The 23,445-nt window shown below is 42.0% G+C and carries 23 protein-coding genes and 1 pseudogene; 15 read left to right on the forward strand and 9 right to left on the reverse strand.

What is annotated here, in order from left to right; all coding sequences use genetic code 11:
• The first annotated feature begins 158 nt into the window (after window positions 1–158).
• On the forward strand, window positions 159–1,130 hold the full coding sequence (locus DW096_RS05465; protein WP_005836045.1) for a type I phosphomannose isomerase catalytic subunit: 972 nt from the start codon (window positions 159–161) through the stop codon (window positions 1,128–1,130).
• A 74-nt stretch (window positions 1,131–1,204) separates the two neighbouring features.
• On the opposite strand, the gene DW096_RS05470 is transcribed toward DW096_RS05465, so the two are convergent.
• From DW096_RS05470 to DW096_RS05485, 4 genes are all read right to left on the reverse strand, one after another.
• On the reverse strand, window positions 1,205–1,465 hold the full coding sequence (locus tag DW096_RS05470; protein WP_005826570.1) for a hypothetical protein: 261 nt from the start codon (window positions 1,463–1,465) through the stop codon (window positions 1,205–1,207).
• A gap of 12 nt (window positions 1,466–1,477) precedes the next feature.
• On the reverse strand, window positions 1,478–1,831 hold the full coding sequence (locus tag DW096_RS05475; protein WP_005826569.1) for a phage holin family protein: 354 nt from the start codon (window positions 1,829–1,831) through the stop codon (window positions 1,478–1,480).
• 19 nt (window positions 1,832–1,850) lie between these two features.
• Window positions 1,851–2,060 carry a YtxH domain-containing protein gene (locus DW096_RS05480; protein ID WP_005826568.1) on the reverse strand — a complete coding sequence of 70 codons (210 nt, stop codon included), beginning with the start codon at window positions 2,058–2,060 and terminating at the stop codon, window positions 1,851–1,853.
• A gap of 93 nt (window positions 2,061–2,153) precedes the next feature.
• On the reverse strand, window positions 2,154–3,431 hold the full coding sequence (locus DW096_RS05485; RefSeq protein WP_087332666.1) for a DEAD/DEAH box helicase: 1,278 nt from the start codon (window positions 3,429–3,431) through the stop codon (window positions 2,154–2,156).
• A gap of 174 nt (window positions 3,432–3,605) precedes the next feature.
• On the opposite strand from DW096_RS05485, the gene DW096_RS05490 reads away from it, so the two are divergent.
• From DW096_RS05490 to DW096_RS05535, 10 genes are all read left to right on the forward strand, one after another.
• Window positions 3,606–4,010 (forward strand): lipocalin-like domain-containing protein, encoded by a 405-nt coding sequence (locus DW096_RS05490; protein ID WP_172685027.1) that lies wholly within the window; start codon window positions 3,606–3,608, stop codon window positions 4,008–4,010.
• A 48-nt stretch (window positions 4,011–4,058) separates the two neighbouring features.
• Window positions 4,059–4,559, forward strand: coding sequence for an SPOR domain-containing protein (locus tag DW096_RS05495; protein WP_005826564.1), 501 nt, complete (start codon window positions 4,059–4,061; stop codon window positions 4,557–4,559).
• Between the two features lie 535 nt (window positions 4,560–5,094).
• A complete protein-coding gene (cysQ, locus tag DW096_RS05500; RefSeq protein WP_005826562.1) occupies window positions 5,095–5,919 on the forward strand; it encodes a 3'(2'),5'-bisphosphate nucleotidase CysQ in 825 nt (274 codons plus the stop codon).
• 7 nt (window positions 5,920–5,926) lie between these two features.
• Window positions 5,927–7,480 carry an SLC13 family permease gene (locus tag DW096_RS05505; protein WP_035448034.1) on the forward strand — a complete coding sequence of 518 codons (1,554 nt, stop codon included), beginning with the start codon at window positions 5,927–5,929 and terminating at the stop codon, window positions 7,478–7,480.
• A 22-nt stretch (window positions 7,481–7,502) separates the two neighbouring features.
• Window positions 7,503–8,108 carry an adenylyl-sulfate kinase gene (cysC, locus tag DW096_RS05510; RefSeq protein ID WP_005826559.1) on the forward strand — a complete coding sequence of 202 codons (606 nt, stop codon included), beginning with the start codon at window positions 7,503–7,505 and terminating at the stop codon, window positions 8,106–8,108.
• Between the two features lie 6 nt (window positions 8,109–8,114).
• Window positions 8,115–9,026, forward strand: a complete 912-nt coding sequence (gene cysD / locus DW096_RS05515; protein ID WP_005826557.1) for a sulfate adenylyltransferase subunit CysD — start codon at window positions 8,115–8,117, stop codon at window positions 9,024–9,026.
• Between the two features lie 31 nt (window positions 9,027–9,057).
• Window positions 9,058–9,417, forward strand: coding sequence for a four helix bundle protein (locus DW096_RS05520; protein WP_057281831.1), 360 nt, complete (start codon window positions 9,058–9,060; stop codon window positions 9,415–9,417).
• A complete protein-coding gene (gene cysN / locus DW096_RS05525; RefSeq protein WP_118930924.1) occupies window positions 9,414–10,916 on the forward strand; it encodes a sulfate adenylyltransferase subunit CysN in 1,503 nt (500 codons plus the stop codon). Before DW096_RS05520 ends, cysN begins: the two co-directional genes overlap by 4 nt.
• A 108-nt stretch (window positions 10,917–11,024) precedes the next feature.
• Entirely contained in the window at window positions 11,025–12,131 is a 1,107-nt protein-coding gene (locus DW096_RS05530) for a sulfotransferase (RefSeq protein WP_087332663.1), read from the forward strand.
• Window positions 12,132–12,156: 25 nt separating this feature from the next.
• A complete protein-coding gene (locus DW096_RS05535; RefSeq protein ID WP_057088318.1) occupies window positions 12,157–13,122 on the forward strand; it encodes a PCMD domain-containing protein in 966 nt (321 codons plus the stop codon).
• Window positions 13,123–13,204: 82 nt separating this feature from the next.
• On the opposite strand, the gene DW096_RS05540 is transcribed toward DW096_RS05535, so the two are convergent.
• From DW096_RS05540 to DW096_RS05560, 5 genes are all read right to left on the reverse strand, one after another.
• Window positions 13,205–13,957, reverse strand: a complete 753-nt coding sequence (locus DW096_RS05540; protein WP_118930937.1) for a YjbH domain-containing protein — start codon at window positions 13,955–13,957, stop codon at window positions 13,205–13,207.
• 125 nt (window positions 13,958–14,082) lie between these two features.
• Complete coding sequence (locus DW096_RS05545; protein WP_117866199.1) at window positions 14,083–15,222, reverse strand: OmpA family protein; 1,140 nt, start codon at window positions 15,220–15,222, stop codon at window positions 14,083–14,085.
• A gap of 40 nt (window positions 15,223–15,262) precedes the next feature.
• Window positions 15,263–16,138, reverse strand: a complete 876-nt coding sequence (locus tag DW096_RS05550; RefSeq protein WP_005827864.1) for a DUF3869 domain-containing protein — start codon at window positions 16,136–16,138, stop codon at window positions 15,263–15,265.
• A 13-nt stretch (window positions 16,139–16,151) separates the two neighbouring features.
• A complete protein-coding gene (locus tag DW096_RS05555; protein ID WP_117866198.1) occupies window positions 16,152–17,399 on the reverse strand; it encodes a hypothetical protein in 1,248 nt (415 codons plus the stop codon).
• Window positions 17,400–18,177: 778 nt separating this feature from the next.
• Window positions 18,178–19,317, reverse strand: a complete 1,140-nt coding sequence (locus DW096_RS05560) for a site-specific integrase (protein WP_117866197.1) — start codon at window positions 19,315–19,317, stop codon at window positions 18,178–18,180.
• A gap of 299 nt (window positions 19,318–19,616) precedes the next feature.
• Between DW096_RS05560 and DW096_RS05565 the strand changes: the two are divergent.
• The 4 genes and pseudogenes from DW096_RS05565 to DW096_RS05580 all read left to right on the forward strand — a co-directional run.
• Window positions 19,617–20,603 (forward strand): annotated as a pseudogene (locus tag DW096_RS05565) (YjbH domain-containing protein); the annotation flags it as partial.
• A gap of 13 nt (window positions 20,604–20,616) precedes the next feature.
• Entirely contained in the window at window positions 20,617–21,525 is a 909-nt protein-coding gene (locus tag DW096_RS05570) for a DUF3869 domain-containing protein (protein WP_117866196.1), read from the forward strand.
• A 40-nt stretch (window positions 21,526–21,565) separates the two neighbouring features.
• On the forward strand, window positions 21,566–22,690 hold the full coding sequence (locus tag DW096_RS05575) for an OmpA family protein (protein ID WP_118930923.1): 1,125 nt from the start codon (window positions 21,566–21,568) through the stop codon (window positions 22,688–22,690).
• A gap of 126 nt (window positions 22,691–22,816) precedes the next feature.
• Window positions 22,817–23,445: YjbH domain-containing protein (locus tag DW096_RS05580; protein ID WP_233555712.1), on the forward strand; the 629-nt coding region annotated here is incomplete at its 3' end.

Genomic DNA, 23,445 nt, shown 5'->3' on the forward strand with positions numbered 1-23,445 from the left:
TTCTTTTGTTCCCCCAAGTAATTGGAAGGAAATGTGGAGAACATTTTAGGAAAGTTTAGCGTTTAACAAATGGAATACAAATTGATATTTTTTGTATGTTTGCCCCCGGAATCTAAAAAAATCACATCATTAACAGAAAGTTCTAATAAAAACAACGAATGTATCCTCTAAAATTTGAGCCTATTCTGAAGCAGACGCTTTGGGGAGGCGACAAGATTATTCCATTCAAACATTTGAATGATACCCTTGCCAATGTAGGCGAGAGTTGGGAAGTGTCGGCAGTAGAAGGCAGTGAGTCTATAGTGGCCAATGGTGCAGACAAAGGATTGACGCTGCCGGATATGGTCAGAAAATATAAGGAAGACCTGGTAGGAGAAGCCAACTATGCACGTTTCGGAAATAAGTTTCCTTTATTGATAAAGTTTATTGATGCCAAGTTGGACTTGTCGATTCAGGTACACCCGGGTGACGAGTTGGCTAAGAAACGTCATAACAGTTTTGGTAAAAATGAAATGTGGTATGTTATTGCTGCTGACCAGGGTGCCAAGCTGATTTCCGGTTTTGCAGAGCAGATTACTCCGAAAGAATATAAGGAACGAGTGTATAATGGTACGTTTGCGGATGTTCTGCAGACTTGCGCCATTAAACCGGGCGATGTGTTTTATGTGCCTGCAGGTCGGGTACATGGAATCGGTGCGGGAGCTTTTGTAGCAGAAATACAGCAAACGTCGGATATCACTTACCGTATTTTTGATTACAATCGTAAGGATAAGGATGGTAAATCAAGAGAACTGCATACAAGCCAGGCCATTGATGCCATTAATTTTGCAGATGTGCAGGACGATTTTCGTACGGAGTACGAGCAGGTGCAGAATGAACCGGTAGAAATGGTGGCAAGCCCGTATTTCACGACTTCCATCTATGACATGACGGAAGAAATCACTTGTGACTATTCTGAACTGGATTCTTTTGTTATTTTTATTTGTGTGGAGGGTTCTTGCCGTATTATTGATAATGAGAAGAATGAAGTTTCCGTACAAGCGGGCGAAACAATCCTGCTGCCAGCTGCAACCCAAGAAGTGACGATTGTGCCTGAAGGAGCAGTGAAGTTGCTTGAGACGTACGTATAAAAGTGCTCAGACTATATCGGATAAAAAAGAGGGGATGACTGTTATGGCCATCCCCTCTTTTTTTATCCGATATTCTATCTCTTTCTTCCAAATATTTTTCTGAATTTCTTCATTACCTTTACCCCCAATACTATACCGTCAAAAACAGCCATACCCGTGTTGAATGCTCTCATCATGGCATTTGCCTTGTTGGTGGCTGGTTCCAGCGGAGCAAAAATCTCTTGTGTGAGTCCGGTCATAATCTCTTTCTGGAGTCGTATTTCCTGTAGCAGCATGGCTTTTTTCTGGGCTATGCTTTCTAAAGTGACGGGAGTGGTATTGGTCGTATTATCCATGAATATTTCGAATTAATTGTCTAAGAATAATTCTGCGATAAGTTTTACTGTCGGATCAATAATGAGCTTTTTGCGGAATAGGACAAGCAGAACGATGAGTAGGATATGGAAGCACGTGATAAGTGCAAAACTCATCATTAGCCCGCCTACCAGCGGAGCTAAGATATAGACCAGCGTAAACGACAGATGAAACAGAACCACTACGCCGAGTATGACGACCAATAGCACCAATAAAAGCGTAGAAAGCAGTTTGGACAGTTTTTCGGTGACTTCCAGTTTGGTATATTCTTTTTGCAGCTCCAGGTATTTCTTGAATTCAATGAAGAGCTGCTGCATATTTTCTATACTTTTGTCGTCTGCAAACATAGTGGTTCTGTTTTTTACCTTATTCCGTTACCTCACCTTTGATTTCCGCAGCAATTTCATCTACCAAGTCTTCCATTTCGCTTCGGTTCAGACGAATCCCTTTCTTACGGAGAATTTCTGCGATTTTGTTACGGGTGTCTTCTCCTTTTTCAGGAGCAAATAAGATACCGAGGGCTGCACCTACTGCGGCGCCACCCAGGAAAGCTGCTAAAACATTTAATCCTTTCATAATGATATTCCTTTCTTTTTTGAGGTTCGTACGACAAAACTAACAAATTTTTTTGAAACTTTGTTCGGAATATCAGTTTTTTTATGATTGTCTTTATCTTCCAACTCCTTTTGGGGTGTTGTTTTGCGAGGTTTGCTTTTTTCTTCTCCAAAAGTCTCCATTCGTACGGCTCCCGCGATAGATTTTGTTTTCCTTGGTTTTGGCCTTAATTTCTTCAGTCTTGATTTTCTGGGCTTTTAAACCATCGGCGGTGACAAATGGGTGTTCTTTTATTACTGGGATACTTTTCCCTATCAATTTTTGGATATCTTTCAGGTAAGGCAGTTCTTCCGATTCGCAAAAGGAGAGGGCAATACCGTCGTGGCCGGCACGTCCGGTTCGTCCGATACGGTGCACGTATGTTTCCGGAATGTTGGGCAACTCATAGTTGATGACGTGTGATAGTTGGTCCACGTCGATACCTCGTGCTGCAATATCGGTTGCTATCAGTACACGCAGTTCATGGTTCTTAAAGCCGGTCAGTGCTCGCTGTCGGGCATTCTGCGACTTGTTTCCATGTATGGCTTCGGCTCTTATTCCGGACTTACTAAGGGTACGTGCAAGTTTGTCTGCTCCATATTTAGTTCTGGTGAAGATAAGTACGGACTTGATAGCCGGATTCTTCAGCAGATGAATCAGTAAGTCTTTTTTCTCTTTTTTCTCAACGAAATAGACTGATTGGGAGATTGTGTCAACCGTAGACGATGCAGGGGTGACTTCCACTTTCTCGGGGTGCGTCAGCATGGAGTTTGCCAAGGTCTCTATTTCCGGAGGCATTGTGGCCGAGAAGAAGAGAGTCTGCCGTTTTGCTGGCAACAACTTTAATATGCGTCGGATATCATGTATGAATCCCATGTCTAGCATCCGGTCCGCTTCGTCCAATACGAAGAACTCGAGCGCTTTTAGGTTAATGAAACCTTGGTTGACCAGGTCTTGCAGTCGTCCGGGAGTTGCAATCAGTATTTGTACTCCACGTTTCAGTTCGTCTGTCTGTGGCTTTTGTCCTACACCGCCGAAGATGACGGCATGTCTCAATCCGGTATACTTACCATATGCACTGAAGCATTCTCCTATCTGTATGGCCAACTCGCGGGTCGGCGTCAGAATGAGTGCTTTGATACTTTTGCGGTTATCCGTTTTATATAACTTTTGCAAGATAGGGATGGAAAATGCGGCGGTTTTGCCTGTTCCGGTTTGAGCACATCCTAATAAGTCTTTTCCTTGAAGTAATATAGGGATCGATTTTTCCTGGATTGGGGTAGGGGTGGAATACCCCTCTTCTTGAAGAGCCTTCAATATAGGTTCTATCAAATTCAAATTTTCAAATGTCATGTAATCAATTAAGTGAGCCTCATGCTCTGTTTATATTTGGCAAATATACGTCAAGTCTTCCGGGAAATCTCTTTTTATGGAGGGGTTTAATTATATTTAACTAAGGATGCTGAGGTATAATCGCATGTTATGGTGTACTTTTGTTCCATATTTAGATAGTGGCATGGAAAAATGATGAAATTGCATTTAAAATATCTTTGGATTGTATTGGTGGCTTGTACTTTGACCGCTTGCATGAATGGTGGTGGTGACTTGGCCGGTAAGTGGCAGTTGCGTCAGTATCAATATGCCGACGGTACATCAGAGAAGGTGGACAGTGTATTCTATAATTTTCAAAAAGGAAGTTTTTCTGCCATATGTTTGTTGAAAGATGGAGGGTTGACTACGTTTTTTGGAAATTATTCTTTGAAAGGTGCTGAAATTTCCATTATTTTGTTGCCTGAAAGCGTTAACGATAAAAATTATGATACTTATTTCGGGTGGCCGGAAGGAAAATGTACCTTTAAAGTAGAAGATTTGTCCTACTCTTCATTGCGTTTGGAATATGAGGGCACGAAATCTATTTTTCGAAAATTTTGAGATAAAGAATAAGAATAGACGATTTTACTAATAAAAACAATAGAAAAGATGAAAAAATTAGCCGTATTGGGAATGGGAGTATGCATAGCTCTGGCATTCTCTTCTTGTAAATCAAGTGAAAGTGCTTATAAGAAAGCATATGAAAAGGCAAAACAGCAGGAATTGGCCGAGCCGCAAACAACTGCCCCTGCTGAAGAGGTGGCTCCAGTGGTTACCGCTCCGGTAGAAGTAAAGGTGGTGGAAAGTGCACCTGCCGGCATGCGTCAGGAAAAGGTGACTGTGGTATCAGGTGGTACCAGCTTGAAAACCTTTAGTGTAGTTTGCGGAGCTTATAGCGTGAAAGCTAATGCGGAAGGTGTGAAGCAGGCATTGGTGAATGAAGGCTATACTGCAATGGTGGTTTACAATGCAGAAAGAAACCTGTATCGTGTAGTTATCGGTACATTCGATGACAGAGCATCCGCCGAGAATCTGCGCGACTCTTTCAAAGCTAAACATCCTTCGAATGATGACTTCCAGAAGGCATGGTTGCTGTATAGCGTCAATTAATAGAATTCTTTTTGGTAATTCATAACAGAAAGGAATGTATGTTTCCTTTCAAGATGAGGCAGTAACTGCGAAGTTACTGCCTTTTTCATGATATGCCGAAAGAATGTGAAGGCTGGCGCTGTCGCGTGTTTGGTTTGGCAAAACAAAGTGTTTCCTTTAACAGAACAGTTTGTTTCATTAAAGAGAACACTTTGTTTCTCTTAACAGAACATCTCGTTCTATCGCATAAAAACAAAATGTTTTTATATACTGAAACAACTTGTTTTTAAAGGTTGAAACAAAGTGTTCAGTACTGTGAACTAACGGACTAATTGAGAAAAGACCCAGATAAACTCATGTTGTCACAGTCTCTTTAGTTCCTCTTCCTTCGTGAATATTTCACTCTATTTCTCTGCTCCGGATTGATTTTTCTGATTGTGAAAAGTGCTTATAATATTCTCTCTTTCGTTTAAAAGAAGTTATAAAACAAGAGGTGGAAACTTTTAGACCTGAAAAAGTTTTTAATTTTGTGCCTTATCTTTGAGAAGAATATAGTATGGAACGACGATATATACTGAATGCGATTGATGCCGCTTTGCAGGCTGGCGAGAAAATTCTTTCCATTTACGATGATCCGGCATCGGATTTTCAGGTAGAAAAAAAAGCGGATAATTCTCCTCTTACTATTGCCGACCGTAAGGCTCATGAAACTATCTGCCGTTTTTTGGCTGATACACCTTTCCCTCTGCTAAGCGAGGAAGGCAAACATTTGCCTTTTTCGGAACGACGGAGTTGGGAAACTTTATGGATTGTAGACCCTTTGGACGGTACGAAGGAGTTCATTAAGAGGAACGGTGAGTTCACAGTGAATATAGCTTTGGTGCATCACTCAGTACCGGTAATGGGAGTCATTTATGTGCCGGTAAAAAAGGAGCTCTATTTTGGAGTGCATGATTCGGGTGCTTATAAGCTATCTGGTATTACTGCACGTGATGGAATGTCGTGGGATGAACTGCTTGCGAAAGCTGTCCGGCTGCCGGAAACAAGCGTGCACGAACGGTTTGTAATTGTGGCTTCCCGTTCGCATCTGACGCCCGAGACAGAAGATTATATCGAGAAAATGAAATGCAGCCATGCGGAAGTTGAGCTTATATCAAGTGGAAGTTCCATCAAGATTTGTCTGGTAGCTGAAGGCAAGGCTGATGTATATCCTCGTTTTGCCCCTACGATGGAATGGGATACGGCGGCTGGGCATGCTATTGCACGTGCTGCCGGAATGGAAATTTATCAGGCGGGGAAGGAAGAACCTTTGCAATATAATAAGGAGGATTTGCTGAATCCGTGGTTTATCGTAGAACCCAAGCATACCGAAATAAAATAACGACTTTATGACATTTGAGATATTGTTTGTGCTGCTGGCATTGTTGGGCATGGTGATTGCCTTGGTTCTGGATAAAATGCGTCCGGGCATGGTGCTCTTTTCTGTCGTAGTATTGTTCTTGTGTGCAGGTATCCTCACTCCTAAGGAGATGCTGGAAGGGTTCAGTAATAAGGGGATGATGACTGTTGCCATGCTGTTTTTGGTCAGTGAAGGCATCAGGCAGTCGGGTGCTTTGGGGCAAGTAATCAAGAAGCTGCTTCCCCAAGGTAAGACTACGGTCTTTAAAGCGCAGTTCCGTATGTTGCCCACCATTGCTTTTATTTCAGCTTTTCTAAACAATACTCCGGTGGTTGTTATCTTTGCTCCCATTATCAAGCGTTGGGCCGAATCTGTAAAATTGCCTGCTACCAAGTTCCTTATACCCCTTTCTTATGTGACGATACTTGGCGGAATCTGCACCCTGATAGGGACGTCGACCAATCTGGTGGTGCATGGTATGATATTGGAAGCCGGATATGAAGGCTTTACTATGTTCGAGTTGGGTAAAGTGGGCATTTTCGTCGCGATTGCAGGCATCCTTTATCTGTTCGCTTTTTCCTCAAGGCTTTTGCCGGATGTTCGTACGGATGCGGTAAAGCTGGATGAGGAACCGGAGGAGCATGGAGATTTACATCGGGTGGAAGCTGTACTCGGCGCCCGTTTTCCCGGTATCAACAAGAAACTTGGTGATTTTAACTTCAAGCGGCATTATGGGGCCGAAGTGAAGGAGATTAAGCGTAGCGGTCAGAGCATTGTTGGAAATCTGGAAAATGAATATCTCCGCGAAGGGGATACGCTGGTGGTGATGGCTGATGACTCTTTTGTAAAGACCTGGGGGGAATCTTCGGTGTTCGTGTTGCTGGCCAATGGCAAGGATACGGAACCAGTGCCCGGAAAGGGAAAGCGCTGGTTTGCCTTGGCTTTGCTGATATTGATGATAGTGGGTGCAACGGTTGGTGAACTTCCGGTTGTCAAGGAAGCTTTTCCGGAAATCAAGTTGGATATGTTTTTCTTCGTTTCCATTACTACTATCATTATGGCCTGGACAAAGATATTTCCGGCCCGCAAGTATACCAAATATATATCTTGGGATATTCTGATAACGATTGCTTGTGCTTTTGCTATCAGCAAGGCGATGGTGAATTCCGGAGTGGCAGATGCTGTGGCGCGTTTCATTATAGGCATGAGCCATCATTATGGCCCCCACGTGTTGCTGGCTGCTGTGTTTATCATAACGAACTTGTTTACAGAGCTGATTACGAACAATGCGGCCGCGGCACTCGCTTTCCCGTTGGCACTTTCCATCTCTTCACAGATGGGAGTCAGTCCGATGCCTTTCTTCGTTGTAATTTGTATGGCGGCTTCCGCCAGCTTCTCCACTCCTATAGGGTATCAGACTAATTTGATTGTACAAGGTATCGGTAACTATAAGTTCACGGATTTTGTACGCATCGGATTACCTTTGAATATCATTACTTTCCTGATATCCATTTTCTTGATTCCTTTAATTTGGCCATTTTAAAAAAAAGAAGAAATAATAACATATGGAAGAAAACAACCACATATATCCGATATTTGACAGAATGCTGATGCGGAAAGACAAAGAAGACTTGTTGAAGCAGCACAGCGTGATGGTTTGGTTTACCGGCTTGAGCGGCTCCGGCAAAAGTACGATAGCCATTGCCTTGGAGCGCGAACTTCATAAAAGAGGATTGCTTTGCCGTATCCTGGATGGTGACAACATCCGCAGTGGCATCAACAATAATCTCGGTTTTACGGAGGCCGACCGTGTGGAGAATATCCGGCGTATAGCCGAAGTTTCCAAACTCTTTCTTGATACGGGTGTTATAACAATCGCGGCTTTTATCAGTCCTAATAACGATATTCGTGAAATGGCGGCTGATATTATCGGACAAGACGATTTTCTGGAAGTTTATGTCAGTACCCCGCTTGAAGAGTGTGAACGCCGTGACGTGAAGGGACTTTATGCCAAGGCACGTAAGGGAGAAATCAAGAATTTTACAGGTATTTCCGCGCCTTTTGAGGAACCGGCTCATCCGGCTTTGACGTTGGACACCTCTGTTCTCAGCCTGGAAGAATCGGTCAATAAACTGTTGGAACTCATTTTACCAAGAATTCAGAAGAAATAAGATATAATGAAAGAAGAATATAAATTGAGCCATTTGAAGGAACTCGAAGCAGAGTCCATTCATATTATCCGTGAAGTGGCAGCGGAGTTTGAAAATCCGGTGATGCTGTATAGTATCGGCAAGGATTCTTCGGTTATGGTGCGCTTGGCCGAAAAGGCGTTTGCTCCCGGCAAAGTGCCGTTCCCGTTGATGCACATCGATTCCAAGTGGAAGTTTAAGGAGATGATACAGTTCCGTGACGAGTATGCCAAGAAGTATGGTTGGAACCTGATAGTGGAAAGCAATATGGAAGCTTTCAATGCAGGTGTCGGGCCTTTTACGCATGGCAGCAAGGTGCATACGGACTTGATGAAAACGCAGGCTTTGCTCCACGCATTGGATAAGTATAAGTTTGATGCGGCATTCGGTGGTGCTCGCCGCGACGAGGAGAAGTCACGTGCCAAAGAGCGTATTTTCTCTTTCCGCGACAAGTTCCATCAATGGGACCCCAAAAATCAGCGTCCCGAATTGTGGGATATTTATAATGCCCGGGTACATAAAGGAGAGAGTATCCGCGTATTTCCGTTAAGTAATTGGACGGAGCTGGACATCTGGCAATATATACGTTTGGAAAACATCCCTATTGTGCCGTTGTATTTTGCCAAGGAACGTCCTTGTGTGGAGATTGACGGAAATCTGATAATGGCGGATGACGACCGCTTGCCGGAACAGTACCGCGACCAGATAAAGATGCGTATGGTGCGTTTCCGTACGCTGGGTTGCTGGCCGTTGACCGGTGCTGTGGAAAGCGATGCCGATACCATCGAGAAGATTGTCGAGGAAATGATGACCACCACCAAGAGTGAACGGACGACCCGTGTCATTGACTTCGACCAAGACGCAAGCATGGAGCAGAAGAAGCGCGAGGGATACTTTTAAATTGACAATTGATAATTGACAATTGACAATTATGGGGAAAGGTAATCTCATAATGGATAAATCGTTTGCTTTTGCAATACGGATTGTCAGACTTTACAAGTTGCTGTGTGAGCATAGAAAGGAGCTTGTTCTTTCTAAGCAAATATTGAGAAGCGGAACAGCTGTAGGTGCTTTGATTAAGGAAAGTGAACATGCTCAGTCAAAAGCTGATTTTATCAATAAATTGAGTATTGCTCTAAAAGAAGCAAATGAAACAGAATATTGGCTGATGCTATTAAAAGAATCTGATTATCTCTCAGCGGATGAATATAATTCCATAATAGAAGATTGTAGGGAACTGTTGAGGCTCCTTATTTCGATTATAAAAAAAATGAAAGAAAATAAAGTATGAAAGATAGGTGTAAGGACGAATTGTCAATAGTCAATTGTCAATTGTCAATTTCGGAGTTTCTCCGAAAGGATGAGCAGAAAGACTTGTTGCGCTTACTGACTGCCGGTTCTGTGGATGACGGAAAATCCACATTGATAGGCCGTCTGTTGTTCGACAGCAAGAAACTATATGAGGACCAGCTGGACGCACTGGAACGCGACAGCAAGCGCATGGGAAATGCCGGCGACCACATTGACTACGCCCTTTTGCTGGACGGCTTGAAGGCGGAGCGCGAACAAGGCATCACCATCGACGTGGCATACCGCTACTTCTCGACCAACAATCGTAAGTTTATCATTGCCGACACTCCGGGACACGAGCAGTACACACGCAACATGATTACCGGAGGCTCTACGGCTAACCTGGCAATTATTCTGGTGGATGCACGTATGGGTGTCATTACGCAGACGCGCCGGCATACTTTCCTGGTGTCGTTGCTTGGCATCAAGCATGTGGTGCTTGCTGTCAATAAGATGGACCTGGTGGATTTCTCCGAAGAACGTTTTAACGAGATAGTCGATGAATACCGGAAGTTTATAGCTCCATTGGGTATTCCTGACGTAAACTGCATTCCGCTGTCAGCTTTGGACGGGGACAATGTAGTGGAGAAATCGGAACGTACTCCTTGGTATGAGGGTATTTCACTTCTTGACTTCCTGGAGACGGTACATATTGACAACGATCATAATTTGAAGGATTTTCGTTTCCCGGTTCAATACGTCTTGCGCCCCAATCTCGATTTCCGTGGTTTTTGCGGCAAGGTGGCTTCGGGTATTGTTCGTAAGGGAGATGAAGTGATGGCATTGCCTTCCGGTAAGAAGTCGCATATCAAGAGTATAGTTACATACGACGGCGAGTTGGATTACGCCTTTCCGCCCCAGTCCGTCACCCTGACTTTGGAGGACGAAATAGATGTGTCGAGAGGGGAAATGCTGGTACATCCGGATAACCTGCCCGTCATGGACCGCAATTTTGAAACGATGCTGGTTTGGATGGATGAAGAGCCGATGGATATAAACAAATCATTCTTCATCAAACAGACCACCAATATAAGCCGCACCCGCATCGACAGCATCAAGTATAAGGTGGATGTCAATACGATGGAGCATCTTTCCATTGACAATGGAAAGTTGAGCAAGGAAACATTGCCGATGCAGCTCAATCAGATTGCGTGTGTGGTGCTGACTACTGCCAAAGAGCTTTTCTTTGACCCTTATCAGAAGAATAAAGCTACCGGTTCGTTTATCCTGATAGACCCGATAACCAACAATACCAGTGCTGTAGGTATGATTATCGATAGGGTGGAGGATAAGGACATGCACTTAGCTGAGGACCTGCCTATGCTGAATTTGCCTCAGCTGGGTATAGCTCCCGAACATTACGAAGCTATAGAAAAGGCTGTGAAAGAGCTGGAACGCCAGGGCGTGGCTGTACGGATAGAGCGCAGTACTTCCTTATAAGTACCGTAGTACTTTCAAAGGAGTACTGTAGTACTTCCATAGGAGTACTGAGACTCTTGTACGGTGCGACCGGACGAGCACCATAACATAATTAATATAAAAAGAATAATGGGACTATTAGAATTTAATAAGCTTCCGATAAACACCTTGGTAGGTGCGGATTGGAAAACATTCAAGGATATAACGGGCGGTCGTGACATCGGTGCTGCCTACAAAGGCAAGTATCGGCTGACAAAAGCTGTCTGCCGCCTGCTGTCCACTTTGGCTCCTCTGCAGGACAGACGCTATGAAAAGCTCCTGGCAGATAAGCCCTTGGAGCATGATCCGGTATTCATTTTGGGACACTGGCGTAGCGGGACTACGTTTGTGCATAATGTTTTCTCCTGCGACAAGCATTTCGGCTACAACACGACATACCAGACTGTATTTCCGCATCTTATGATGTGGGGGCAGCCTTTCTTCAAGAAGAACATGAGTTGGTTGATGCCGGACAAACGTCCCACGGACAATATGGAGCTTGCCGTTGACCTTCCGCAAGAAGAGGAGTTTGCTTTGGCAAATATGATGCCCTACACCTATTATAATTTCTGGTTCCTGCCCGAATATCAGCAAGAGTATGCCGATAAATACCTGCTGTTTGATGACATCACAGAGAAAGAGCTGAAAGTATTTGAGGAGACTTTCGTCAAACTGATAAAGATTTCTCTTTGGAATACGAACGGAACCCAGTTTCTTAGTAAGAATCCGCCTCATACGGGACGTGTGAAAGAGCTTGTCAAGATGTTCCCCAATGCCAAGTTTATCTATCTGATGCGTAATCCTTATACTGTTTTCGAAAGCACACGTAGTTTCTTTACTAACACCATTCAGCCGTTGAAACTGCAGGATATCAGTAATGAGGAGCTTGAGAAGAATATTTTGTCCATTTATGCCAAACTGTATCATAAATACGAAGCGGACAAGGCATGCATTCCTGAAGGAAACTTGATAGAGGTGAAGTTTGAGGACTTCGAAGCGGACGCAATGGGAATGACTGAACATATCTACAAGGCTTTGTCCATTCCGGGCTTTGCAGAGGCGCGTGCCGATATTGAGAAGTATGTAGGCGGAAAGAAAGGATATAAGAAGAATAAATACAAGTATGATGAGCGTACAGTGCAGTTGGTTCAGGATAACTGGAATTTTGCGCTGGAACAGTGGAAGTACGATTTATAATGATTGTCAATTATCAATGAGAGAAATGATTCAAAAGAAAATTCGTATGTTGGGAGTGCTGTCTGCCATGCTTTGTTGCGGAGCCGTTTCTGCGCAGCAGCACGAGGTAGAGATGATTCCTTTCGGAAATATGGATCAATGGATTGACCGCCAAATCAAGGAATCCGGTATTATTGGCGGTGCCACGAAGAATGTGTATGCCATCGGCCCTACTGCTACTGTCACCGAAACCAAGGCATACAAGAATATGGGAGGTTCGCCGTGGGCGACATCCAATGTGATGGCCCGGGTAGCCGGTATCACGAAAACTAATACTTCTGTTTTTCCGGAAAAGCGAGGGGATGGTTTCTGCGCCCGCATGGACACCCGTATGGAGAGTGTGAAGGTTTTTGGAATAGTAGATATCACGGTGCTGGCTGCCGGCTCTATGTTTCTGGGTGAGGTGCACGAACCTATCAAGGGAACCAAAAATCCGCAGAAAATGCTGAATTCCGGCATACCGTTTACAAAGAAACCTATCGCCATACAGTTTGATTATAAAGTAAAGATGTCCGACCGCGAGAAGCGTATCCGTGCAACGGGCTTTAGCCGTATCACAGATGTGGAAGGAAAGGACTTCCCGGAAGTGAATCTGTTTCTGCAAAAGCGTTGGGAAGATGAGAAGGGGAATATCTATGCCAAGCGCGTAGGAACGATGGTCGTAAGATATTATACTACTACCGATTGGCATAATAATGCCACTTATTCCATCATGTACGGTGATATTACCGGTGACCCTGCGTACAAGGCCCACATGATGCGTCTTCAGGTTGAAGAACGCTATGCAGTTAATAGTAAAGGAGAGAGCGTACCTATTAAGGAGGTTGCCTGGGGAACGGAAGATGATGTGCCTACTCATTTGTTGTTACAGTTTACCTCCAGCCACGGTGGTGCTTACATAGGTTCTCCCGGTAATTCGTTGTGGATTGACAATGTAAAATTGGTATATTAGAATAAAAGCAGTTAAAGTTGGATGTCATACTTTAGCTGCTTTTTTAATGGAGTCACTGAGACTTTGGGTTACTTCTTATTTCTTATTTCAGATGAATTTTGTATGTCAGCCCTCCACTGAAATATTTCATCCTCTGCATTTCCACCTGCACATGCAGATGCTTGAACAACAGATAAGTGGCTCCCAAGGCAAAGTCCTTGGAGTCATATTCCGCTATCACCCTCAGCTGCGGATGGAAGGACGGATTGTAGGTGACACCCAGTGCAAAGCCATTCAGCTTGTACTCCTTGCGGTTGTTGTAAAGGTAGGAAAGATGGACACCAATCTCCTCTTTACCCACAACGGGTATATGCTTGGAGGCGGCAATGTAGAAACGGCTGTAATATCCGTTACCTTCCGTGGTGCCGACTTGCCCCCCTCCGGAAGAAGTGAACGGGTCGGACGTCCCCAGCACGACAGCCGGCATGTATTTCCAGAACTGCCCCTCCTTCAACACACGCAGTCGGGCGGAAAAGTAACGGTCCTGGTTCGTGAATCCGCTGTATCCGTATGGCTTCAATCCCAACGCCTCCGCCTTGAAAAGTGTACACGTGTAGGCCACTTCCAGAAAGGGAAAGACTGTGACATTCAGGAAGTAGTTGTAGGTATGATAGTACCAGGTGGGTGGTGTGAGCTCCTTGTTCAGGAAGTTACCGCCAACCATGAAAGTCTTGTCACGCTGCATCTCCGCAGAGGGTGCATGCAACAGCCCGGTCGTACCATACGTCAACTGGGAAAAGGCTGAAAGGGAAAGGCTGCAAAACAGAACGATAAAGAATAGCTTAAACTTCATCATCACATATAAATTCAGTCGCTGATAAAAATGGATTGCTTTATAACATGCATCGGACATAGTACCAAAAAAAGGCGTCTGAGTCCCAGACGCCTTCATTTTTAGAGTCTATTTGTCACTTGGAGTTATTATTCCAGGATAACTACACGGTTCAGGAAGTTCTTGCCGAACATGTTTTCAGTACCTCCGAATCCTACGAGCTCAAGTTGGTCTTTACTTACACCTTCTGCAATCAAAGCATCGTAAACAACCTGAGCACGCTTTTCAGACAGTTTCTGGTTCCAAGAAGCGCTACCGGTAGCCTTATCGCAATAACCGGCAACTTTGTACTTCCTATCCGGATTAGCCTTCAGAATCTTGGCAGCCAACTGGATGTTAACCTTGCCATAGTCGTCCAGACGGGCGCTGCCAATCTTGAAGAAGATAGCACGCGGACCGGCAACTTCAACTTCCTTGGTCACTTCCTTAACTTCAGGTTTAGCGTTGGCCAGTGCATTCTTGCAGTTAGCCAGGTCAGCCTGAGCCTGAGCCAGTTCGCTTCTATATCTGTTGATTTCCGCATTGATAGCATCTTCGTCGATATTGGAAGCCTTCACAAATTTCTTGCCACCGAAGATGTAGCTAACACCTGCGGTCAACATGCCAGTGCCTTCAGCCTTGCGATGGCTGCTGATGTTACCGAAAATGGACGGAGCGATAGCACCGCGAGCTTCTACATCAATAGCCCACTTAGTGTTGATATTGAACTTCAAGCCCAAACCGGCGGAAGCACCGATACGTGCACGCATTTCAGCTTCACCGGCAGGAGCCATAGACTGCGAAGTACCGTCAGCACTAATTGTAATATCCACATTTTGAGATTTTGCTACAGAAATTTGAGGTCCCAAGAAACCATAAACTTCGAAGAAACGGTTAGGATTGGCGCCGGCAAACAATGTAGAAAGATTGATCATTGCATCAATGTTACCACCTACATAAGTCTTGTTGTGTTCCCAATATGCATCATCCAAACACAGATGCTGAGTAATACCGTTTACCTGAGCACGTACACCCCAAGTCGGAGTAATCAGCTTACCAACTGACACGCTGAAATGCGGAGCAATCTTATTGAAACCGTCATTGTTGATGGCGTGGATACCACCACCTACACTGACAAAAATATTATCGCTCCATTTCGGAGTGTAGTAGTTCGTTTTTTCCTGTGCATTCAGATTTGCTGCACAAGCGCCTGCCAATAGTAAGGAGGCTATCATTAATTTACTTTTCATTTTCTCTTGAGTTTAAGATAAATAACAACTAAAACTTCTATTAATCAAGTTCACCAACACCACCACCGGCATTGCCTTCACCATGACCATGACCATGACCGTGGCTATGACCGTGACCAGGAATATCTTGATTTTCAAGAACAAACAGTGTAGAAGTTGTATAATCATCTACTTCAATAGAAGCTAAAGGCTCTGTTTCAGCTTTTGTTACAGCCTTCTTCACTACTTTATATTCAGTTGTTACAACAGTATAAGTAATAGATGCAGTTGTTCTAGAGTTAGCATAAACTTTATACTTATTCTCCGGTGTTGTTACTGTCGTTTCCTCATATGTATTCTCAAGCGTGTTAAAGAAAGATTCAATAGCTGCGCGTTCAATAAGATCAGTTGTATTGATTTTCTTTGCACCTACTTTTGCACCTTCTTTTACTACATAAGGGAATGATGGAATGTCAAACCAATAAAGCTCGTAGTTATCCCAAGTCTTAACTTTAGGATCCGTTACTGGTTCAAGTTTTGTAGATTCTGCTACAATCTTAGTCTCAGCATCTTCTTCCTGAAGAATGATAGTCGGAGTCAGAGTAGCAAATTGCCCAGCTTGCAAAGCAGGAACCTTAACTGTAACAGTTGCACTCAAACCATTATAAGAAGCTGTAACATCAACACTCTTAGCAGCCAGAGTAGGATTACCAGTAAATGTCAACTCTGCAGGTGCGATAGTGGCTTGGCCAGTTACATCTGTAGTAACACCATCCTCTATAGCAAGCACAATCGGACTAATAACAGCTTGTGCATTAGTAGGAGTTACATTAACGTTGAACTCTTCCTTCTCACAAGAAGTTAAAGTTGTAGCTAAAGCTACTACGGCTAACGCAAATACTGCACTTATGCCGTTTAAGAATTTAATCTTTTTCATCTCAATTAATTAATTAAAAATTTAACAATTCTGACTTAATAAAATATGGGTTAAAACTATTTTCTTCCATTATATTGTCACTAACTTCCGCTTTATACTGTCTATAATAGTACCTTTCATTACCTGCATTATAAACAATGCCCATATTAGCAGAGGTATTCACACGAGGTATATATCCTTTCCTTTTATATTTATAAGGAGGTAATGCCACTTGAAATCGGAAGCCTCCATTCATCTTTGCATGTTCTGCTTTCATTGCATAGAAACCAATCGAACAATAGCGAAAATGGCGAATCATTTCAAATTTAACACCTTTCTCCTTCAATAAATACTGTTCTGCTTTCAGATTAAACTGAGTGTTAAATTGCGGCCAATAAAAGCTACCGCCCAAAGACCACGTAACAAGTGCTGTCGAAGGATCATATACATAGCGAAATCCGCTCCAATATCCCATTCCTGTATACCCAATCCGAGCCATTAAGGAAAAGCGTTCATCCTTAAAAGGGCGATAAAATTCGGCGTCCACTCCATATTGGTCAGCACTAAAACATCCCACAGTCACTTTACCAAACACATTATACGGTAATCTAAAACGCTGTGAAATTGTAATATGTCCTGGATGAACTTTATCTTCAAACCTTCCATACCCATCATTATAAACCGGTATTTTCAACTGTGCCGTTAATTTCATACCTTTCCATAACGAAACTTCTATCGCAGGACTCAAATCAAACAAGACCTGGTAAATCTGTGTAATCACCAGATTCTTGAAAGCTAATTGAGGATATACCAATACATCAATCTTGAACAAAGAACTATTTTTCAACTTTATTTTCCGTGCATTTTTCCAAGCATCGCCCAATTCATAGCTCACATTCCAGTCATTACGCTCCGCTTGAGGCACCGAATCCCCCTTTAGGGGACAATAATAAAGAGAAATTTGGGGTACATTATTGTCCAGAACTATTATCCGACATGACTTTTCTTCCGGTAAACCCATCTTTTGAATAATATCTACCGCCTTACCTATGCCTACACCCTGCAAACGATATGCAGAGTTTTGCAGAACATAAACACGTTCATTGCCATCTTCTGTCCATCCAACATTTTCAAATCCCATTTTCACTAAAGCATCTACAGTACTTTCCCCCGTTTGGCAAATTCCTTTTAAAGGGAGCAAACAGTATAAAAAGAACGCTGCACACTGTGCTATTGTTTTAGTATTTAGGCACTTTCTTATGTTAGAGTTTTTATACCTCATTTTTTCAACCATTTTTCGTGTCCGTATAACACAAAATATGGTGCAAAAATAGACACATTTTTAATAATACCAAAGAATTTTATATGAAAAGATGAAATAATCTCGTTTTTTCTTCAAAAGCTTCTAACAAAGCCCCTGAATGTTTATATGAAGTCTATTACCATTTTAAAACTTTTGAATTAACGATGTACAATTGTCATATAGAATGTTATATTTTGTGTCAAATAGTCACTTTTTAGCAATTTCTACTAATCTACTTTTCTTGCGAAAAAGAAAAAATAGAAAAAGTATCCGCAAAAAATAAGGATGAAAATACAAATACCCTACATTTATACAGATATTTATGTAATACTTTCTCTAAAGGACTTGTTTTTTGTATGTAGCAAGTTAATATCCGGCAAACAAAAATACAATATCTAGCAAACAAGATATTAACTTATTCTCGGTAGAAAAACAGTTTTTTTCATAAAATGATAAACCACTTCTTTGAAATAGCCCTCCATTCATCTTAAAATCCATTTTAGGGAGCCAAAGCAGCTGATGTTCAGTATTCTTCATTTTAACGCCAATAACTCAAAATAGGAATGCAATTATTTGCATGAATAAAAAATATCTATCATTTTTTAATCAAAGATCAACAAATCAATGACACTTACAGTTTACATAATGAGTTTTAGCAGCATTTATTAGGCTCCTAATATCTTTTAAGTGAATTAGGAACACGAAGTGATGACTAAAAATACAAAATGGCAAATTGTATTTCGAATTCAACTAGCTCTTATGTTATATTAGGAATCAAAGCGACGGCCTTCTTTTTACTTTCATCCACAAGCTTTGCGTAAATTTGTGTTGTCTGTATATTGGTATGTCCCAATAACTTGGAGACTGTATATAAATCTACTCCCAACGTCAGCATCATTGTTGCATGTGTATGGCGTGCTGTGTGAAAGGTTACATGTTTCGATATCCCAGCCTGCTCGACCCATCTATGCAAAATTTCATTACTCCGTCCTAATGAGACCAATCCGGCAAATACCTTTTCCGTCTCTTGGGCATTTCCTCTGTTTGGCAAATGTTTTATAGCTTCTGAACTGAGTGGAAGCGATATGGCTTCTTTCGTTTTCTTCTGAATGATATTCAATAGTGCATTTCCATTTTCATCATAACGTATATCTTCCCATCTCAATGCAATAATATCACAATGTCTCAATCCACAAAAACAGCTGAATAGAAATGCTTTTTTTAATAAGGTATTATAAAAAGGAGTATGAACTAATCTGGTTAATTCCTTTATTGTGAGATAATCCCTTTCTGTTCTACAACGTTTTGGCTTATCCTCATTCTTTATTTTATCCATTGGGTTAACAGTTATGTAATCTTCATAGACAGCACAGTTCAAACAATAACGTAGCATCTTCAAATAATAAAGTTGGGTGTTAACATGTAACATTTTTTCTTTTTGACTATGTATTTGTTTTGCTCTCTTCAAGTAATCTATAAACCCCAATAAATAGGCTTTGTCTACCTTCCTTAACAATATTCCATTCGGTGTATATCTTTTCAAATGACATACGACAGCATGTATTGTACTTTTTCGCACCTTATTGTTTACACTTTGTTCTGCTACTAATTTCATATAGTCAGTCAGCTTCACATCGGACAATCTGTTACGATTAAATCCATAAGCTTGATTTTGTATTTCCACAATCCTCTGAGACTTAATCGCATTTGCTAAATTTAGCGTTTCCACATTTCGTTTTTTGTCAGCTTGATTATGTTCAGGGATAATATACAACTTTAAGAATTCGTATTGTCGTCTTCCATTCATATATATGTCTAGATATATGGATTGACATCCATTTACTAACTTTTTTGTTCTCACCTTTATTGGCTCTTTTATTTTCAATAGCTTTTTCATATTCTTTCAATAAAAACACACAGTTTATTATTAGTAGTAACAAAATGGTAACAAGTTCTCAATTCCCAAAATTATTTCCATTCTTACTTTTTGTATTCAATTTATTAATTATTAAACATTTACACCACACAATACAGTACTGCTAAAAGGGCAAATATAATAATAAGCCAGTAACAATTAACTATTAAATAGCAAACAAGAGGAAGATACTTTATTGTTTGAAAAAAAACAAATAAACATAAAAGGCTACTGATATTCAGCAAACTGTATATCATATCAAACATAATGTAAAGTATATAATGTCATTTCCGGAAGAAAAGTCATGTCGGATAATTGTTCTGGACAATAATGTACCCCAAATTTCTCTTTATTATTGTCCCCTAAAGGGGGATTCGGTGCCTCAAGCGGAGCGTAATGACTGGAATGTGAGCTATGAATTGGGCGATGCTTGGGAAAATGCACGGAAAATAAAGTTGAAAAATAGTTCTTTGTTCAAGATTGATGTATTGGTGTATCCGGAATTCTCTTTCAAGAACGTGATTATTACGCAGATTTATCAAGTTCTATTTGATTTGAGCCCTGCAATAGAAATTTCGTTATGGAAGGGTATGAAAGCCACAGCACAAGTGAAGATACCGGTTTATAATGATGGATATGGGGCTCGGGAAGGAAAGGTTCATCCGGGTTTCCTGACTCTTTCACAACGTTTTCGATTGCCTTATAACGTTTTTGGTAAATTTTCAGTAGGTTATTTTAGTGGCAACCGATATGGTGCTGATGTAGATTTCTTTCGACCCTTTAAGGATGAGCGCTTTTCTTTGTTGGCAAGAATAGGATATACGGGAGCTGGACGTTGGGACGGATTTAAGTTCCAATATGATCCTTCATTATGGCGTGTGACGTGGTCTTTGGGTGGAAATTTCTATTGGCCGCGATTTAATACACAGTTCACACTGAAGGCTGAACAGTATTTGTTGAAGGAAAAGGGGATTAAATTCGATATGATTCGTCATTTCCGTTATTGCTCAATCGGCTTTTATGTCATGAAGGCAGAGCATGCTAAAGCGAATGGAGGATTCCGGTTTCAGGTGGCATTGCCTCCTTATAAGTATAAAAGGAAAGGATATGTACCGCGTGTGAATACTTCTACCAATATGGGTATTTCTTATAATGCAGGTAATGAAAGGTATTATTATAAGGAATACAAGGCAGAGGCAAGTGATAATATAATGGAAGAAAATAGTTTTAACCCATATTTTATTAAGTCAGAATTGTTAAATTTTTAATTAATTAATTGAGATGAAAAAGAAAAGTTTTTTTAGTGGCGTAAATGCTAAATTAGCATTGGCTACAGTGGCTTTGACAAGTGTGATGTTCACAAGCTGCGAAAAGGAAGAATTCAATGTTGCACCTGTGGAATTGGATCCTGCAAGTGCTACCATTGCTATTACTGTATATGATTTGGGGGATCGTTCTATCATAACAGAAGGCCTTAATATTACAGGTGACACTGAAGTGAAGGCTGGTGCTGATGGTAAAATTGCACCTGAAACAAGAAAGTTTACTGCTACAAAAAAAGATTATTTACCAGGCGAGGGACAAGCTGTGATTCCTGCTTTGAATAAAGGACAATTCGCTTTTGTTCCGGTAAACATTTTCTTGCAGAAAATAACAGATGCCGCTAAGGATGTATATCCTACTCCTGATCCTGAGACTATAAAACCTGAAATAGGTCAGGTTGTAGATGGTGGAAGTTATACCAATGATAGTCCCGAGCCTGTAGTGCAAGAATTGTCATATACAGCATATGTCGGTCAAACTGTTACTAACATTGATGAGGTAAAAACTTGGATTGATGCAAATATACCTGCTACTAAGGCTTTGTCTAATGAAGAACTGAAAGCTGTATTGAAAGCTGCTGTAGAAGGTCTTAATACCGGTTTTACTGCAGTAGTTAGAACAGAAGAAGTAACAATTGCACCTTATACAACTGTTACTTTGAAAGCTACTACAAACTATCAGACTTCTGTAAATAATGTTTCAGCAACAGTAGATGGTGTGGTATATAATATTCCTGGTGTAAATATTAAGGTTGCACTTAATACAACTGCAACACAAGATATTGTTTCAATTACTCATGATCATGGTCACGGTCATGGCAATGGAAACAATGCTGGTGGTGGTAATGGTGACGGTACAGCTTACTAAAATCGTTTTAGTTAGTATTTAATTTTAAACTAAAGGAATAATGAAAAGTAAATTAGTAATAGCCTCCTTATTATTAGCAGGCGCTTGTGCAGCAAATCTGAATGCACAAGAAAAAACGAACTACTACACTCCGAAATGGAGCGATAATATTTTCGTGAGTGTAGGTGGTGGTGTCCACGCTATCAACAATGATGGTTTCAATAAATTGGCTCCGCATTTTAGCGTATCAGTTGGTAAGTTGATTACTCCGACATGGGGTGTACGTGCTCAGTTCAATGGTGTTACTCAGCACTTGTGTCTGGATAACTCATATTGGGAACATAATAAGACGTACTTTGGTGGTAACATTGATGCAATGATCAATCTTTCTACATTGTTCGCAGGCGTTAATCCTAACCGTTTCTTCGAAGTTTATGGATTTTTGGGTCCTCAAGTAACTGTTGCAAAGTCAGCTAATGTGCTGATTCAAAACGATGGAACAATGATTCCTGATGGGGATGAAAAGACTAGAGCACGTGTAGGCGCTTCTGCTGGTTTGGGCTTGAAGTTCAATATCAACACTAAGTGGGCTATTGACGTAGAAGCTCGCGGTGCTATCGCTCCGTCTGTATTCGGCAATATCAGCAGCCATCGCAAGGCTGAAGGTACTGGAACTTTGACTGCAGGTGTTAGCTACATCTTCGGTGGTAAGAAGTTTATTCCGGTTTCTAAGATTGATGAAGACGCAGTCAATGCAGAAATCAACAGATATAGAAGTGAACTGGCTCAGGCTCAAGCTGACCTGGCTAACTGCAAGAATGCACTGGCCAACGCTAAACCTGAAGTTAAGGAAGTGACCAAGGTAGTTGAAGTTGCCGGTCCGCGTGCCATCTTCTTCAAGATTGGCAGCGCCCGTCTGGACGACTATGGCAAGGTTAACATCGAACTGGCAGCCAAGATTCTGAAGGCTAATCCGGACAAGAAGTACAAGGTTGCAGGCTATGCCGACAAGGCTACCGGTAGCGCTTCTTGGAACCAGAAGCTGTCTGAAAAGCGTGCTCAGGTTGTTTACGATGCTTTGATTGCTCAGGGTGTTGACAAAGACCAGCTCGAACTCGTTGGATTCGGTGGTACTGCCAATATGTTCGGCAAGAACTTCCTGAACCGCGTAGTTATCCTGGAATAATATACTCCAAGTGACAAATAGACTCTAAAAATGAAGGCGTCTGGGACTCAGACGCCTTTTTTTGGTACTATGTCCGATGCATGTTATAAAGCAATCCATTTTTATCAGCGACTGAATTTATATGTGATGATGAAGTTTAAGCTATTCTTTATCGTTCTGTTTTGCAGCCTTTCCCTTTCAGCCTTTTCCCAGTTGACGTATGGTACGACCGGGCTGTTGCATGCACCCTCTGCGGAGATGCAGCGTGACAAGACTTTCATGGTTGGCGGTAACTTCCTGAACAAGGAGCTCACACCACCCACCTGGTACTATCATACCTACAACTATTTCTTGAGTGTAACTATCTTTCCCTTTCTGGAAATAGCCTACACGTGTACACTTTTCAAGGCGGAGGCGTTAGGATTGAAGCCATACGGGTACAGCGGATTCACGAACCAGGACCGTTACTTTTCCGCCCGTCTGCGTGTGTTGAAGGAGGGGCAGTTCTGGAAATACATGCCGGCCGTGGTGCTGGGGACATCTGACCCGTTCACTTCCTCTGGCGGCGGTCAAGTTAGCACTACGGAAGGTAACGGCTATTACAGCCGTTTCTATATTGCCGCTTCCAAGCAGATACCCGTTGCGGGTAAAGAGGAGGTTGGCGTGCATCTTTCCTATCTGTATAATGACCGCAAGGAGTACAAGCTGAATGGCTTTGCACTGGGTGTCACCTACAATCCGTCCTTTCATCCGCAGTTAAGGATGATAGCGGAATA

It is taken from the genome of Bacteroides sp. AM07-18 (assembly GCF_003602695.1).
Classification (GTDB): domain Bacteria; phylum Bacteroidota; class Bacteroidia; order Bacteroidales; family Bacteroidaceae; genus Bacteroides; species Bacteroides uniformis.

Excerpts from the sequence above, each read along its gene's own strand:
- DW096_RS05530 (WP_087332663.1), top strand. The coding sequence starts at position 11,025 with ATGGGACTATTAGAATTTAATAAGCTTCCGATAAACACCTTGGTAGGT.
- DW096_RS05545 (WP_117866199.1), bottom strand. The coding sequence starts at position 15,222 with ATGAAAAGTAAATTAATGATAGCCTCCTTACTATTGGCAGGCGCTTGT.
- DW096_RS05470 (WP_005826570.1), bottom strand. The coding sequence starts at position 1,465 with ATGGATAATACGACCAATACCACTCCCGTCACTTTAGAAAGCATAGCC.
- DW096_RS05520 (WP_057281831.1), top strand. The coding sequence starts at position 9,058 with ATGGGGAAAGGTAATCTCATAATGGATAAATCGTTTGCTTTTGCAATA.
- cysN (WP_118930924.1), top strand. The coding sequence starts at position 9,414 with ATGAAAGATAGGTGTAAGGACGAATTGTCAATAGTCAATTGTCAATTG.
- DW096_RS05495 (WP_005826564.1), top strand. The coding sequence starts at position 4,059 with ATGAAAAAATTAGCCGTATTGGGAATGGGAGTATGCATAGCTCTGGCA.
- cysC (WP_005826559.1), top strand. The coding sequence starts at position 7,503 with ATGGAAGAAAACAACCACATATATCCGATATTTGACAGAATGCTGATG.
- DW096_RS05540 (WP_118930937.1), bottom strand. The coding sequence starts at position 13,957 with ATGATGAAGTTTAAGCTATTCTTTATCGTTCTGTTTTGCAGCCTTTCC.
- DW096_RS05550 (WP_005827864.1), bottom strand. The coding sequence starts at position 16,138 with ATGAAAAAGATTAAATTCTTAAACGGCATAAGTGCAGTATTTGCGTTA.
- DW096_RS05505 (WP_035448034.1), top strand. The coding sequence starts at position 5,927 with ATGACATTTGAGATATTGTTTGTGCTGCTGGCATTGTTGGGCATGGTG.
- DW096_RS05575 (WP_118930923.1), top strand. The coding sequence starts at position 21,566 with ATGAAAAGTAAATTAGTAATAGCCTCCTTATTATTAGCAGGCGCTTGT.
- DW096_RS05480 (WP_005826568.1), bottom strand. The coding sequence starts at position 2,060 with ATGAAAGGATTAAATGTTTTAGCAGCTTTCCTGGGTGGCGCCGCAGTA.
- DW096_RS05465 (WP_005836045.1), top strand. The coding sequence starts at position 159 with ATGTATCCTCTAAAATTTGAGCCTATTCTGAAGCAGACGCTTTGGGGA.
- DW096_RS05555 (WP_117866198.1), bottom strand. The coding sequence starts at position 17,399 with ATGAGGTATAAAAACTCTAACATAAGAAAGTGCCTAAATACTAAAACA.
- DW096_RS05535 (WP_057088318.1), top strand. The coding sequence starts at position 12,157 with ATGATTCAAAAGAAAATTCGTATGTTGGGAGTGCTGTCTGCCATGCTT.
- DW096_RS05475 (WP_005826569.1), bottom strand. The coding sequence starts at position 1,831 with ATGTTTGCAGACGACAAAAGTATAGAAAATATGCAGCAGCTCTTCATT.
- DW096_RS05570 (WP_117866196.1), top strand. The coding sequence starts at position 20,617 with ATGAAAAAGAAAAGTTTTTTTAGTGGCGTAAATGCTAAATTAGCATTG.
- DW096_RS05560 (WP_117866197.1), bottom strand. The coding sequence starts at position 19,317 with ATGAAAAAGCTATTGAAAATAAAAGAGCCAATAAAGGTGAGAACAAAA.
- DW096_RS05490 (WP_172685027.1), top strand. The coding sequence starts at position 3,606 with ATGAAATTGCATTTAAAATATCTTTGGATTGTATTGGTGGCTTGTACT.
- cysD (WP_005826557.1), top strand. The coding sequence starts at position 8,115 with ATGAAAGAAGAATATAAATTGAGCCATTTGAAGGAACTCGAAGCAGAG.
- cysQ (WP_005826562.1), top strand. The coding sequence starts at position 5,095 with ATGGAACGACGATATATACTGAATGCGATTGATGCCGCTTTGCAGGCT.
- DW096_RS05485 (WP_087332666.1), bottom strand. The coding sequence starts at position 3,431 with ATGACATTTGAAAATTTGAATTTGATAGAACCTATATTGAAGGCTCTT.